Below are 14,458 nucleotides of genomic sequence, written 5' to 3'. Positions count from 1 at the left end.
ACCCTCGTCTTGAGCATAAACAGGCAAATTTGATAGCAGGAAGCCTGCGCCCACAAATAGCGCCAGCTTACTTTTTCCAAGCCCAAGCATAACTCCCCCAAATTACTCATATTTATATGGCCGAATCCAGCCTTCACTTGGCTAGAAACGGCGAATTTTTATTAATTCACATCTCTAACGATGCGAAAGCCTGTTAATTCATCTGCGAGTCCTGCATGCAACCTTTTGGATGTAGCGAGACAGCGGCTCATGGGGTCTTGTCGATTACCACCAAGCGCAAGTAACTCCCCATCAGTACCTTTCGCCCACTCTTGAACATTGCCCACAGCATTCACTAGGCCAAATCTGTTTGTCGATCCGTCCTGGGCTGGTACCAACTCGACCCCTTTCTCAATACCGCCATACTTTAAATGGCAGTTGCGATCTGCAACTTCTTCCTCGCCATTAGCACTGGCAGCCGCAAACCACTCTTGCTCTGATGGGAGGCGATAACGGTACCCCGTCTCATCGGATAACCAGCTGATATACGCTTCTGCATCTTGAAGAGTTAAGTTATTGGCTGGCAGATCGCCCGCGGCGATATCGATGGCTGCACATTGCTTGGTTGCACTACAATAGTGCTCGAGGTCTCGGTTACTTACTTCATACTTTCCAACTGCCAAGGGCCGACCACTCACACCTCGAACCACTACCATTGCCGGCCCCTTGGTACCATCTGCAAGACGATCGCGACAGCTGTAGCGGTCTCCCCTGCCACCGCTACCTGGGATTAGGTGACCACAAAAATCCAGCTTGAATTCTTTGAGGGGCTGATAACCGGGCAGGAGCGCCCTAAACTCATCGACTAGAGCCTCTGTCCTTAGTGGGTCTTCAGCACCCAATTTGGTGGCGCAGTTATTAAGCTCTTCACCAACAACCGGACGAATCTGTCTGGCTTTAACACTATCTAGCCCTGCCAGCTGAGATAACTGCGCTCCCACAGCGGCGACATTCATATCAAAGCCACAGGTAAGTGTGGATTCCATATTGGCCAGAACAGTGTCGATTTGCCTGTTTTTAATAGAGGCCAAGCGTCGGCGTTCAGCGCGTTCTTCCGCAAGGCGAATGCGCTCAGCCTCACGCTCTGCCTCTAGGCGCTCAGCCTCCAAGCGAGCTCGCAGGTTCTCTCTATCCGTAGCCAACTGGGATTTGATCGCAACAGCCTGGCTGGATACGCCATACCAGCTGGCAGCGCTTTCCAGCATGGAATCCGCTTGATCCAGATTACCCAGGTTTAACTGACCGGTAGCCGCGGCGAGAAACAGCTCCGAAATTTCACGGCGTTTATTATCGAGAAATTCTTCATCACTGGGGTTAAGCTCAGAATACTCATGAAGCTCCAAGCGGAGGTCCTTTTCCCAGGCTGGAGTCAGGATACTCAGTGACACCAAACGATTAATCGCTTCTTTTTTATCACTGATTCGCCGTTGTAGTAGCTCTTCCTGGAGCTTCTTTTCAAGCTCAATCTTTACTCTTTCTTGCTCAGCCGTATTCTGCTGTTCCAAGTGGCTATAGCCCACTCCAGCACCTACAAGCACCATGGTGAAAGCCCCACCTAATACCCACTTCCAGGTATTGCTGACAAAAAACGCCTGAACAAATTTTTCTACTGTATCAGTACGATCTTCTCGTTTTAGCTGCAGAGCGGCTTCAAGAGCACGCCACTCCCGTCGATTTAACCCCCTGATACGTTTGGGGCGTAGCTTCTTTTCTAAGGCCTTATCAGCGGGAACCTTGTCATAAGGATGCCGTCCACAAAATAGCTCGTAGGCCACACACCCGAGGGCATAGACATCATCAGATGGAGCGGGCTCACCCCCTTTCAGCATCTCGTAACTGGCATAGGCGGGTGTCAAAGCTCCCAGACTGCCAGCATCAAAAACCGTAGTCTCGCCAGTTTTATTGGCGATCCCCCCTTCAGATACGGCTCGAGCAATACCGAAGTCAAAAACCTTCGCACCTTTCTTACTGGTAACAAAGATATTGCCAGGCTTAAAGTCGGAGTGGACGATCTTATGGGAATGAGCGTAAATGAGGGCCTGGGAAATATCAGAAAAAACAGAACGCGCTTTTTCGGGTTCCAGCCCAACATCCGCATGCTCTCGCAGGAGTTTGTCAAGCGGTGCACCCTCGAGAAACTCCATGGTCATAAAGACCCGATCACCATCGCGGTCAAAATCGTAAACCGTTACGATGTTGGGGTGGGCCAGCGTTTGTGACTTACGCGCTTCGCGCTGTAAGGAAATAAAGGCATCAGGATGTTTCTGGAAATCATCATTTAACAGCTTGATTGCCACATAAGGCTCGCTGTCATTCGCTTCCAGCTTACGGCGATCAAGTGCCTTATAAACAGCTCCCATACCGCCAACCCCAAGGAGCTTATCTAGCTCAAATCGCCCCTTGATCACTGTTTTGGTTACAGCCCCAGATGGCAACGGCTCAAAAGAGTCAGAAGTATCAATAGGGTTTGCAGAAATTCCACCAGAAAGTTGGCCCAGCTCTTTCTTTTGGCCGGTATTCTTTCGAGGTGCAGGGCTAAAAACTGTTGCATCTGGATTAAACCCAGATGCAGCAGAGGGCAGTATTGCCTGCGCACCCCGCACCGGAGGGTGATCATTTTTCCCAGTGGAGTCCTGATTAACAACGACGGTTACGTCGCCATCATCTGTCAGTCCCTTTTTAGATTGATCCGGTCCGGGCAGATTGCCGTTCGGCCGAACAACACGTGTCTTATCGTTCAATTCCGCCTCCATGGGAAAGCTTTTCGACACATCCAAAGACCGTAACAAAATATTGCTACGGGCAGGTTGTCAAGCTAAATAAGGGGCAAAGTATATCGAACAGCCTTTTAGGCAACAATGAACAGGTAAGCAAATATATTTGACTATATACCGTTTTGAAAAAACTACTCGACAATTACAGACTCAGAAGAGACACTGATACTGAAGACAAATAATTACACCTTCTTACAAGTTCACCTGACAAAAGAAAAGCCCTAATTTAAAATATTTTATTAACGTGATTCCGTTAACAATTCTTAATATTTTTTCCTCAAATTCTCATTTTTTTGACATCAAGCTTTTCTGTTCAATAGAAAATTAATTAGTGTCAGAGTCGAATAAGCGCAGACAGCATACCTCCAGCAATCAATATACTCCCCTGGATAATTGGTGCCAGAGTCGATTTTATAAGCTGAAAATTCGGTTTTTTTTTGTATTTCACTCTGTTTAAATCACCTCAGTTGTCATTGCGACACCATCTGAGTTACCGCACTAATGCGGTAACAAGGAACTAACCACCAATATCTCAAGCCAACAAAGAGGGATTTCCCATGGCTATTTACATGAACTTCAACAGCCTCGCCACTAAGGGTAACGTTACTGCCAAGGGCTACGAAGACTGGATCGAAGTTGACAGCTTCAACTTTGGTGTTGGTCGCGGTATCACTATGGAAGCCGGCGCTACCTCCAACCGTGAAGCTTCTCGTCCGAGCCTGAGCGAAGTTACCTTCACCAAGCGTATTGACGCTGCATCTGGTGGCCTGTTTAAGGCTTCCGTAACTGGTGACGAAGGCGTACCTGTTGAGATCCACGTTGTACAAACTGGCGCTAACTCTGTAGAAAAGTACGCTGTGTATAAGCTGGAAAACGTACTGATCTCCTCTTACAGCATCGGTGCTTCTGCTGGCGGCGCACCTCAGGAATCCATCTCCCTTAGCTTTGCCAAGATTGAGGCTGACCTCAATCACGCTGACAAATCCAACAAGAACCCCAAAAACATGCGTGTTGGATACGACCTCACTACTGCTACTCCGCTGTAATAGGTCTATACCCTTTTGGGATAAGATGGCCTGCAGAATCTCTGCGGGCTGTCTACAGGTCTTTAGCTGAATGCTCATTGAGTATTCAGCTAAAGATCTGCAAATCTGCTAGTTTCTCATTTCTTTCAGGCACCGTAGGGATAGTTGGGGCTGCCCATGGCTACACTCAATCAAGATAAAAGAATGATTACGGTCGATAGCCCGGTTGGCACAGATGCGCTAATTGCTACGACCCTGCAAGGCGAAGAGCATATATCTAAGCTTTTCCGCTATGAAGTGCAATTGCTTTCTGATGACCATGCTATTGAACAAAAGGATATTGTTGGCAAACCGGTAACAGTTTCCATTCACCACTCTGAAACACCTCGCCATATCAATGGTTACGTTACCCAGTTCTCTCTACATGATGTTAATGCTGAGGGTGTACGCAGTTATAGCGCCATTTTGCAACCGGGTCTGTGGTTTACCAGTTTGGCTGGCAGCAACCGAGTCTTTGAAAACAAATCTGCCAAGCAGATTCTAGAAGAGGTTCTGGGAGAATATAGCCGAGTAATAAAACTCACGTTAAAGTTAAATGCTGAGTATATTACCCGTGAATATTGTGTTCAGTTTGACGAGAGCGACTTTGATTTTATCAATCGTCTGATGGCTGAAGAAGGCATATCCTACTATTTCAAGCATTCCACAGGACAGCACGAACTCGTTCTTTGCGACGATTCTCAAGACTTTTATGATTGTGAAAGCGCTGACATTGAGTATGACGGTGGAGGCAGCCATCCAACCAAAAATACCGTAAGTAGCTGGAGAAGAAACTTCAACTATCACGGTGGTGGGTTTGAGCTTAAAGATTATAGCGAGTACACAGCAACTAAAGACAACAAGCAGCAAGTAAAAACGACTAGCCAGCTTAATGATGTTGCAAATTATATGCGCGGCCTCTATGGCTTAAACCATTTCCAGGTTGATGGTGAGCACAAGCACAAATTTACAGACAGCTATCACAAAGCACTTGCCGAACGAGCAATGGAAGCGCAAGAAGCACTTTTTGATGTAAGCCACGGTCGCAGTGATTGCCCTTCCTTTACTGCAGGCGGTCGTTTCAATTTCGATCACTCATTATCTTCTGAAAAGGGCAAATATCTTATTACCTCAGTGCATACTTCTGCAGCAGATGGAAATGGTATTGATACCCACTTCCACAACACCTTTAGCTGTATACCTTCTACGGTAATGCCACGCCCACAGCCCAATGTATGTGCGAAAAAAATCCATTCACCACAGGTAGCACGAGTTTTAGAGGTCAAGGCCACAGCTTCAGACAGCTCACAGGATCCCTATACACAGCTCAAAGTTAAATTCCCCTGGAATTCTCAACAGAACAGCTGTTGGGTAAGGGTAATGCAGTCCTTTGCCGGTAAGAACTGGGGCGCGAATTTTGTTCCAAGAGTTAACCAAGAAGTCGTTGTTACCTATATCAATGGCGATCCGGATCGGCCATTGATTACCGGGGCGGTTTATAACGGTGACAACCCTGGGCCCAACTACACAGCGACCCAAAGTGGCTGGAAAACCGAGTATGAAGGTAGCACTTTCAATGAGCTTAGGTTTGATGACAAGGGTGGCAATGAAGAAATTTATATGGAAGCTGGCAAGGATCATAACTTTGTGATCCATAACGATCAAACCGGCAAAATTGAAAACCAGCAAACACTAGAAATCAAACAGGATCGTAGTGTTACCGTCACGGATGGTTGCGAAGTTATCACCATTGCCAAGGGGGACCAAAAACTCAATGTCAATAAGGGCAACCAGGTTGTCACTATCGGTTCAGGCAACCATACCCTTAAGGTGAGTAAAGGCACCCAAACAACCGATGCTATGGGGGCAATCAAGATATCCTCCAAGGCTTCAATTGAGTTAAAGGTTGGTGGCAGCAGTATCAAGCTAACGCCGGCAGGTATTACCATCAAAGGAACAATGCTCTCCTGCAAAGGAGACGCGACGGCTGAAGTTAAGGGCGGTGGTATGCTCACCTTAAAAGGTGGCGTTACCATGATCAATTGATGGGATTAAACAGCAGATGACCGACCTGATCAAAGTACAAGCGTTAACTGCAGCTGAGCTCCTTAAGAATTTTGAGGTTAGCGAGGAGGCGGAAGAGCATCTGGTGCCAGATACCGCACCTGAAGTTAGCATTAACCAACTGATTGAAGCTGGCCTCTATCCGGATGCAATAAAACTACTAGCCCACGGACTGCCAAAACGAGAAGCGGTATGGTGGGCCTGCCTTGCGGCACGCGATATACAAAGTCCTGAGACTGACGAAGACAACGTTAGTGCACTGATCGCAGCAGAAACCTGGGCTAAAAAACCCAATGAGGAGTCGCGATTAAAGTGTAAAACACTGGGTGATAAAACCAAACACAAGACGCCCGCAAGCTGGGCAGCAACCGCTGCCAGCTGGTGTCACGGCAGCCTCGCAGCCGAAGGCGAGCCTGTGGTTGAACCGCCAGAACACCTCTATGCGCACGCAGTGGCTGGCAGTATTACATTAGCAGCAGTCTTATCTGACCCAGTAGACCCCGCCAAACGCTTTGATCGCTATATGAAACAGGGTCTGGATCTGGCCCGTGGCGGCAATGGAAGAGTGAAGGATTAAATTATGGGCAAGCCAGCTTCACGTATCACCGATATGCATGTGTGCCCCATGGTTACTGGTACCGTACCTCATGTAGGCGGCCCTATTCTCAGCCCAGGTGCTCCAACAGTAATCATCGGCGGCATGCCATCCGCAACTGTTGGCAGCACTTGTACTTGTGTGGGACCACCAGATACTGTTGCTATGGGTAGCACTACCGTAATGCTACAAAAAAAACCAGCTGCCCGTATGGGGGATACAACTGGACATGGAGGGAAGATTGTTATTGGGTGTCCAACAGTATTAATTGGTGGTTAACCACTCACAGTGGCCTTTGCTTAACTTAAATAAGAGCAAAAAAATAATTTAAGGGACAATAAATTTATTTAATAACCCTCATAAGACAAACTCTGTTTGTCATGACGTGCCAATTAGCAGTATAAATTAAACAAATTAGAAAAGACCATAAAAGCCAAAAATATAATACAAATCAATTAAGTATGAGGTCTTTTATGTCTAACTTGTTCCAAAAATATCTCGATTAGTTTTTCGTATTTCTAATCTTTTACTTCGAAAAGAACTTCTTAGTCAACTACCAATACATACATTCATGCCCAAAAATGAAAATCTATTGGCTGCCAACAAATTTTCCTATTGAAGGGAATAAGAGCCAAAACTTTATGACAATCAACAACCATGAAAGGAGAATTTTATGGGACTCTGTATTGATTCAACTAATGTAGCATTTATTAATCAAGTTAGAAACGCTTTAACTGTTCTTCTTGGGCAAGCCAATGCCCTAGCATATTCTGCAGAAAAATATCACTTCGGTGCTCGTACGGTTACTCGAATTACACGGGGTGTTGGTATGACCAATGCACTCTTACAGCTACCTCAAAGTGCAACCCTTGTTTCTCGGATTATTGCCAGCCCACATGATACAAGAATAACTGAAAGTGCGGGATTAGCGGCAGTTCCAGATAAGTGGTTAAAAGATAGGGTATGGAGTAACTTTAAGTATTACGTCCCACTGGTTAAACACGATCAAGGTTTCATGGGAAAAGTAATGAGCACAGGAGCCAGTGCATGTGTCCACTGGAATAACACAGTTCAGACTACCACAAACCTCAATCAAAATGGCACTGTGACTGATGGCGGTGCTTGCCCTATTTTTATCACGTTGGCACATGAGCTCGGCCACGCTGATCGAATAAATCGTGGAGTTTATTTAAGTGGCGCAACTGAAATTACTTGCTTAGTAGATGAGCGTCAAAACATGCTACATAATGTTCAAGTAACCCAACCATCACGATTCTTTAGGGCTCGCGTAAATACTGGCGGGGCAAGCATTAGAATTCCAGATCTCAATAGAACCGTCAACAACCCAAATAATGTTATTACTACGAGAACCCAAGGCTGGATTTGGGTAACAACTGAAAGAATTCTACTTGAAGAGCTAGCTAATGTAGGGGGCCTAAGCGATGACAACAATGTTCTACCTAATGACCCACTGACAATTTCAGAAAATACTATTCGTGTTGAACATGGTATAGCTAGACGAAGAAAATATGGCAGCATTGGACAGGTGAATTAAGCTATCGCACAAAGTAAAAAACCTTAGGCACCCCTTTAAACATAGAAAAATTTACCAAATTCTCCAGCAAGAAAATTATTTGAATAATCCATATAGTTTATGAAGCTTCACTTGTATATTTTTCAGGAATTATATCCAAACACAACGCCAAAACAGATAAAAATCAATATAAATTAAATGAATTCACGTAGCGTTTTTTAATTAAGGTATTGGATACATCATGAATAGCCCAGGAGTTTAGCACTACTGGGCTAATTTCCAGATTATTCTACTTTATAGGCGAAATCACCCTCTTCAGTCGCAGACACTTTAATTGCCTTAACCTCTTCACCTTTCGCCATTTTATCCAAACATTCACTGGCCAATTCTGGTAATAAAGTTTTATTAAGAATTACCTCAATGTTGCGGGCTCCAGTATCTGCTTCATGGCAACGCGCCACAATATTGATAAGTACATCCTCATCATATGAGAAAGAAGCGCCATAGTGTTCACGAACACGCTTCTCAATCTTACGCATATTGATTTTACAAATTTCAACCAGATTCTCGTCATCCAGTGGATAGTAGGCAACCACATTAGCACGGCCAAGAAATGCTGGTTTGAACTTCTGTAGTAATTGGGGGCGTATATTATCTAGCAGTACATCTGGTTCTGGCTTTTCCTCTACCTGGCTGAATATAGCTCTAATGGCATCCTCACCAGCATTAGAGGTCATAATGATAACGGTATTCTTAAAGTCGATATCACGCCCTTCACCATCTTTGATGGTACCTTTATCGAATAGGTTGTAGAAAATATCCTGTACGCCGGGATGGGCCTTCTCCATCTCATCCAGTAGGATTACGGAGTAAGGTTTACGCCTAGCAGCTTCGGTTAGAACTCCTCCTTCCCCATACCCTACATATCCGGGAGGAGACCCTAGCAGCATAGATACTTTGTGTTCCTCTTTAAATTCGGCCATGTTTATCGTAGTGATGTTTTGCTCACCACCAAACAACTCATCGGCTAAAGCCAATGCAGTCTCAGTTTTACCTACGCCACTAGTGCCGCAAAACATAAATACACCAACTGGCTTGCGTGGATCAGTCAATCCTGCCCGTGAAGTACGAATTGCCTGAGCAACAGCCTCGATTGCATGGGGTTGACCAATCACACGCTTGTTCAGGCGCCCAGCCAGAGTTTTCACAGCTACGATTTCATCACTGACCATTTTCCCAACGGGAATACCTGTCCAGTTAGCAACCACCGCAGCGATAGCCTGCTCATCAACAGATGGCTGCATCAAAGGTGTATCACCTTGTATTACCTCAAGTTCTGCAGACAGGCTTTTCAATTGTTGCTGATAGTCAGCTAAAAGCGCTGAATCGGGCACCAAATTTTCACTCTTTCCTTTCATAAATTCGGAGTCAATTTGATCTCGAATTTTTTGTATCTGTTCAATCAGCTCATTTTCTTGAACAAGCTGTTGTTTTAACAAAGCTAATCGCTGCTCTTCAGTCAGCTTGAATTCTTTCAGTTCTGTCAGCTGTTCTTCGTGCTCACCCATAGCTGCATTTTCACGTTCCAACTTGGCAAGTGTTGTGTTAGTCCGCTCAATATTAATTTGAGCATCTTCAATAGCACCAGGAGTAGCCGACTGGCTCAGGGCTACACGGGCACAGGCGGTGTCCAGCAAGCTTACAGATTTATCAGGTAGTTGACGCCCAGGAATATAGCGGTGGGATAACTTAACCGAAGCAATAACTGCCTCGTCAAGGATGCGTACTTTATGGTGTGCTTCAAGAGTAGTGGCAATTCCACGCATCATATCAATGGCATTTGCTTCACTAGGCTCTTCAACTTTTACAACCTGAAAACGCCGAGTCAGAGCAGGGTCACGCTCAAAGTATTTCTTATATTCAGCCCAGGTCGTGGCTGCCAAAGTTCTCAGCTCACCTCGCGCTAAAGCGGGTTTAAGTAAGTTGGCCGCATCCCCCTGCCCTTCCTTACCTCCTGCACCAATCATGGTGTGAGCTTCATCAATAAACAAAATAATAGGCGTTGGGGAGGATTTGACCTCTTGAATCACAGATTTAAGACGATTCTCAAACTCGCCCTTTACGCTAGCACCGGCCTGAAGTAAGCCCAGGTCCAGCGTCCGAACTGCTACACCACGTAGAGGCTCAGGTACATCTCCACTGGCAATTCGTAAAGCAAAGCCTTCAACTACGGCTGTTTTACCAACACCTGCCTCACCAGTGAGAATCGGGTTGTTTTGTCGACGACGAGTGAGGATATCAATACACTGCCGAATCTCTTCATCTCTGCCTAGAACTGGGTCAATCTCCCCCTTCTTCGCTCTTTCAGTCAGGTTGACGGTATACTTATCGAGAGCTGGCGCTTTACTAGCGGCGGCCGCTACGGCAGCAGCGCCATCATCAGTTGCGCTGGCAGCGCCAATATGACTCGACTCACCACTTTGCCCAAACATCGCCCGGGCAGTTTCACGAATAGACTCAGGCGCTATATTTTTAAGCTCTGGACAAGATTCTTGAATTTGTCGACGTGAAGTCTCTTCCAACAGCAGAGCTGCGAGGAAGTGTCCAGAACTGATTGCACGGTGCCCATAGTCGATAGACGCCAGCATCCAGGCATTCTTTGCCGCTTCGACAATTGTCGGAGATAGTGCAGGAGGTCGGCTACTTCCCGAGCGGAATCCAGCTATAGAGGAGGCAAGCTGTTTAGCAAAATTTGCCGGATTACAGTCATGTTTTTCCAGTAGGTGATAAAGGTCTGTATCTGATTGATCTAATAATTTAAGCAGCCAGTGCTCAAGTTCAACATTGTATTGATTTTGAGATAAACAAAGGCCGGCTGCGCCTTCAAGAGAATCACGCATATGCGGTGTCATGGTATCAACAAGCCGCTTCAAATCGATATTTATCACAGTAAAAAGATCCTTTTAAAAATTATTGTTAATGAACAATTATGCTGCTGGCAAGGCTTCATCAGGCGACATATTTTCAGCACTTAAGGTAATCTGTATGAATTCTGCTGATTCCTGTTCACTGGCCATATGTGTATTCCACCCTAAAAGAGGTTCATGATCAGATTTTTTGTTTAACTGAACAGGCGAAACTTGTTGCGCAGGTAAAGATACTGATAGCTCGAAGTCCAACTCAATCCCTGCACTTAGTTTGATAAAGGCTTTAAGGGATTCCAGTTTCTGAGTTCCCGGGGCAATAGTCATAAATTGTTCATAAGCCATTGGTTCGATGACTATTCGAAATTTATTTTGAGCTTGGAAACAGTGCGTACCCAGAATTGTGTTTACCCCTAGACAGTTATTTACTCCACTGGGAGCTTCATCACAAGGCAGGCGACAGAGAATGTCTTTCGGTAATTCATCCCACTGCCCCTGAAATTGCTCTATAGCGACATCCAAACCAAAGAAGTGCTTAATCATGCTGGTCAGCGCAGCTGCAGAGCAACGTCCCTGCCCCAAATGGCCTGCCATACCCAAAAGAGCTTCATCGGGAACTGGCAATCGATAGCGCATCTCGCTAGTACCCAGGCCCGCCAAAGAGGCAATCGCCTGTGTAAAAATATCTGGAACCCTTTCATTGCGTAAACGCTGGCGTTCATAGTTCACAGGCAATTGGTATTTATACCATGCTTTATAAAGTAGCGAAGTATGACGGTGATTAAACATATCGAGAAAATCCCGCAGAGCGGTATTATTTTCTCTGAGCTCTTTTTGAACTATTTCTGTCAGGTAGTAGGGCATTACACCCTGACTCCCTATAAGACCAGTAAAGCCAACCTCCATATGCCATTGACTAACTTCTTTATCTTGTATTTCTACATTATTACTGGTCTTTTTTTCCAAACGTAAAACGTCTGAGCCAATAAAAGATAAACCGGTCTGGGCGCTGAAGCGAACCATTTCCTTCGCTGGTGGAGCCGCACTGGCAATAGGTTCATCGCAAAATCCGCCATCCGCCAAAGACACAGCACGCTCCAGGATACGCACCGCCTGATAGAATTCGAAATGATAGGGCTCTCGACGCAGCCGCTCTATTACAGTAAAGCTTTTTCGCCGGCGCGAGGTGGCCATCTTTTAAGTTCTCCATCTCTGCCACTCATGGTAGCAATCAATTTAGTAAATGAATTAATAGAACAATATAAGCCAAGAAAACGTTCAATGATGCTGGCAAATAATAAAGGGCTAGTGCCAGTGAGCATCATCGAGTCGAGCTCAATTTCTACCTCAGTTCCCCGACAAAGAACGACGCTTTGATCAATCTGGATAGGAGCAGTAATGGGTTTCGTATTCAGCTTTAATAAAGATTCAATCAAATTACGAGTACTGGCTGAATCCCTAAAATCATACAGTCTGAAAATTTCTTTGAGGGCATCACATCCCTGACTTCCAGATAAGGATAGATGATTCAAGTTCAGGTGTGATATCAGCTTCCAGTAGCCTCGCTCTCTTCTCGGAGGCCTCAATGTCGCTGTTGGTGCCACAACACAACTAATTCGTTTCGCTGGGACATCACCATCAACTACTTCAAGATAAGGTTGAGAGTTGCCACTGGGTAACTTCTTAGGCAGATTCCGATTACAGCAAGTTAATTTAATATCGAGTGTTTGATCATTAATCCTGTGCGGATTGAAATCTAAATCGACGAGGCTCAAATCAACTTCGGAAGCCTGCTCATTGCGATGCTCCCCTTCTATAACTTCACGACGCCGACTGAACCAAAATGCTGACTGTTCCGCGTGGTGTTGGCTATGCTTAATCCCGTAGAAAGGTCTATATTTAGTGGTTTCACCATCACCGTCTGTCGCCGCCACTTCATCAATAGAATATATTTCCAGTCCATCGCTACGACGAGCATCTGCTATAACATGATATTCATACTGGGTATGGGTGAGCGGTATAGGATCTGCACTCTGCTTAAATAAATTAATAACAGGCGTACAGCCGAGTGCAAACATACTTGGAACCAATTGTTTTTCCAGTTCCTCATGCGTCTCTGAAAGATAAAAATACAGGTTCAATGTGTCTGCATAACTATCATTCAAAGCCCCCTGTAGATTTTCAATATCCAAGAAGAGAAATTTTTCTGGGAAAGCAAAATATTCGGTAAGTAACCTGTAACCGATGAATGCTGTATCTGGATAGGGTAATAAGCCTTCTTCTGCATTCATCCCAACCTGGCAAATATCCTCTGGGGATAGAAAAGTCGGTTTTGGATCACTCTCTCCATTTGCCACAACCAGCTTTACACATTTGGTTAAAAGCAGATCATAGAGGCTATACACATGTGTCGCTTGACCACGCAAGAAGAATCTTATTTTTTCCGGATTCATCTCCGCAAAGCTCAAATCAGGACTCAAAGCTTTAAGGGAGAGCTTAAGAACAGCGTTTGCTCCCTGAATCTCATTACAACCAGGAGCAATAAACGGGCGTGGCATTAAGCTTGCGCTGACCGGTTGAAACGGATTAATTTCCACCGGATAACAAGTTGTAAACCTGCAAGTTTGTCCTTGAAAGCTGTCACTTTCCAATAACGTTTTTGCATCAACCTGCGTTATTGCATCAAGGTCTGAATCCGGTTCAAATTGAACGATCGCACATGATGGAATGGGTCGTAAATAATGTGGATACAATGTTTCCAGCATTGCATCTGTAAGTTCAGGGAAATCATCACTAAGTTTTTGTTGAACCCTGGCATTCATATATGCAAAACCAGACAACAAACGCCCCACAAGCGGATCATCTACGGTATCTGCATCTAACTGCAGTCGTGATGCAGCTGCAGGGTGCATACGTGCAAACTCAGTGGATGTTTGCTGAATAAATGCGAGCTCACGCTCATAGAGATCTATTAATTTTTCACTCATTACATAATCTCAGACACGTCTACCATTTGTGTTACCGGGTTTAAGGCAGAGTCAAATACGATAACCTCAGATGCAGGATTAACATGCAATACTGCTTCTACACGAAAACGTATGCTGGGATCTTCCACATCTACCTTATCTTGAGTGGTAACTTTTACAGAGCGAATTCTTGGTTCAAAATGTAAAATTGTCTTCTCAATATCCCGGCAGAATTGTTTTCGACTGTCTAATGAAGATAAATTGACAGTAGACAGATCTGGCAGACCATAATTTATATTTGACTCGTCCAAGTGCCGCAGTTCAGATGGTGGTGAAATACAGCGATAACGTGTATTAAATAAATATTCGAGGTCGCGCCTAACCCCCTCACGTAGCTGGCGTAAAATCTGATGGGATTGGTGAACATTTACTTTACTAGATGATTCAAGTAGTCGATCTAGCACTGGAGCTAACAGTCTTTTTTCTCTTGCCATAATT

General features: G+C 45.1%; 10 protein-coding genes. 5 read left to right on the top strand and 5 right to left on the bottom strand.

Annotation, left to right across the window (positions count from 1 at the left end; all coding sequences use genetic code 11):
• Positions 1 to 161 precede the first annotated feature (161 nt).
• A complete protein-coding gene (locus tag ACJJIJ_RS19635) occupies positions 162 to 2,780 on the bottom strand; it encodes a bifunctional serine/threonine-protein kinase/formylglycine-generating enzyme family protein (RefSeq protein ID WP_444887820.1) in 2,619 nt (872 codons plus the stop codon).
• A 590-nt stretch (positions 2,781 to 3,370) separates the two neighbouring features.
• Here ACJJIJ_RS19635 and ACJJIJ_RS19630 point away from each other — a divergent pair.
• From ACJJIJ_RS19630 to ACJJIJ_RS19610, 5 genes are all read left to right on the top strand, one after another.
• Positions 3,371 to 3,859: an Hcp family type VI secretion system effector gene (locus ACJJIJ_RS19630; RefSeq protein ID WP_252084237.1), complete on the top strand. Its 489-nt coding sequence runs from the start codon at positions 3,371 to 3,373 to the stop codon at positions 3,857 to 3,859.
• 156 nt (positions 3,860 to 4,015) lie between these two features.
• Positions 4,016 to 5,923 (top strand): type VI secretion system Vgr family protein, encoded by a 1,908-nt coding sequence (locus ACJJIJ_RS19625; RefSeq protein ID WP_444938212.1) that lies wholly within the window; start codon positions 4,016 to 4,018, stop codon positions 5,921 to 5,923.
• A gap of 16 nt (positions 5,924 to 5,939) precedes the next feature.
• Positions 5,940 to 6,518 carry a DUF6931 family protein gene (locus ACJJIJ_RS19620; protein ID WP_444938211.1) on the top strand — a complete coding sequence of 193 codons (579 nt, stop codon included), beginning with the start codon at positions 5,940 to 5,942 and terminating at the stop codon, positions 6,516 to 6,518.
• Positions 6,519 to 6,521: 3 nt separating this feature from the next.
• Complete coding sequence (locus ACJJIJ_RS19615; protein ID WP_152450772.1) at positions 6,522 to 6,815, top strand: PAAR domain-containing contractile injection system baseplate protein; 294 nt, start codon at positions 6,522 to 6,524, stop codon at positions 6,813 to 6,815.
• A gap of 394 nt (positions 6,816 to 7,209) precedes the next feature.
• Entirely contained in the window at positions 7,210 to 8,091 is an 882-nt protein-coding gene (locus tag ACJJIJ_RS19610) for a M91 family zinc metallopeptidase (protein WP_252084234.1), read from the top strand.
• Positions 8,092 to 8,354: 263 nt separating this feature from the next.
• Here the strand turns inward: ACJJIJ_RS19610 and tssH are convergent, their stop codons facing one another.
• Genes tssH through tssE form a run of 4 tightly spaced genes read right to left on the bottom strand, consistent with a single transcriptional unit; the run spans position 8,355 to position 14,454 of the window.
• On the bottom strand, positions 8,355 to 11,018 hold the full coding sequence (tssH, locus tag ACJJIJ_RS19605) for a type VI secretion system ATPase TssH (RefSeq protein ID WP_444938210.1): 2,664 nt from the start codon (positions 11,016 to 11,018) through the stop codon (positions 8,355 to 8,357).
• A 39-nt stretch (positions 11,019 to 11,057) separates the two neighbouring features.
• Complete coding sequence (gene tssG, locus ACJJIJ_RS19600; RefSeq protein WP_444938209.1) at positions 11,058 to 12,188, bottom strand: type VI secretion system baseplate subunit TssG; 1,131 nt, start codon at positions 12,186 to 12,188, stop codon at positions 11,058 to 11,060.
• Entirely contained in the window at positions 12,152 to 13,981 is a 1,830-nt protein-coding gene (gene tssF, locus ACJJIJ_RS19595) for a type VI secretion system baseplate subunit TssF (protein WP_444938208.1), read from the bottom strand. The genes tssG and tssF overlap by 37 nt, the downstream gene beginning before the upstream one ends.
• Positions 13,981 to 14,454 carry a type VI secretion system baseplate subunit TssE gene (gene tssE / locus ACJJIJ_RS19590; RefSeq protein ID WP_252084230.1) on the bottom strand — a complete coding sequence of 158 codons (474 nt, stop codon included), beginning with the start codon at positions 14,452 to 14,454 and terminating at the stop codon, positions 13,981 to 13,983. The genes tssF and tssE overlap by 1 nt, the downstream gene beginning before the upstream one ends.
• Between the last annotated feature and the right edge of the window lie 4 nt (positions 14,455 to 14,458).

The organism is Microbulbifer mixtoriginis (SeqCode) (genome assembly GCF_052467945.1).
This window is presented reverse-complemented; position numbering and strand designations above follow the sequence as displayed.

Excerpts from the sequence above, each read along its gene's own strand:
- tssF (WP_444938208.1), bottom strand. The coding sequence starts at position 13,981 with ATGAGTGAAAAATTAATAGATCTCTATGAGCGTGAGCTCGCATTTATT.
- ACJJIJ_RS19630 (WP_252084237.1), top strand. The coding sequence starts at position 3,371 with ATGGCTATTTACATGAACTTCAACAGCCTCGCCACTAAGGGTAACGTT.
- ACJJIJ_RS19620 (WP_444938211.1), top strand. The coding sequence starts at position 5,940 with ATGACCGACCTGATCAAAGTACAAGCGTTAACTGCAGCTGAGCTCCTT.
- ACJJIJ_RS19625 (WP_444938212.1), top strand. The coding sequence starts at position 4,016 with ATGGCTACACTCAATCAAGATAAAAGAATGATTACGGTCGATAGCCCG.
- tssG (WP_444938209.1), bottom strand. The coding sequence starts at position 12,188 with ATGGCCACCTCGCGCCGGCGAAAAAGCTTTACTGTAATAGAGCGGCTG.
- ACJJIJ_RS19615 (WP_152450772.1), top strand. The coding sequence starts at position 6,522 with ATGGGCAAGCCAGCTTCACGTATCACCGATATGCATGTGTGCCCCATG.
- tssE (WP_252084230.1), bottom strand. The coding sequence starts at position 14,454 with ATGGCAAGAGAAAAAAGACTGTTAGCTCCAGTGCTAGATCGACTACTT.
- ACJJIJ_RS19610 (WP_252084234.1), top strand. The coding sequence starts at position 7,210 with ATGGGACTCTGTATTGATTCAACTAATGTAGCATTTATTAATCAAGTT.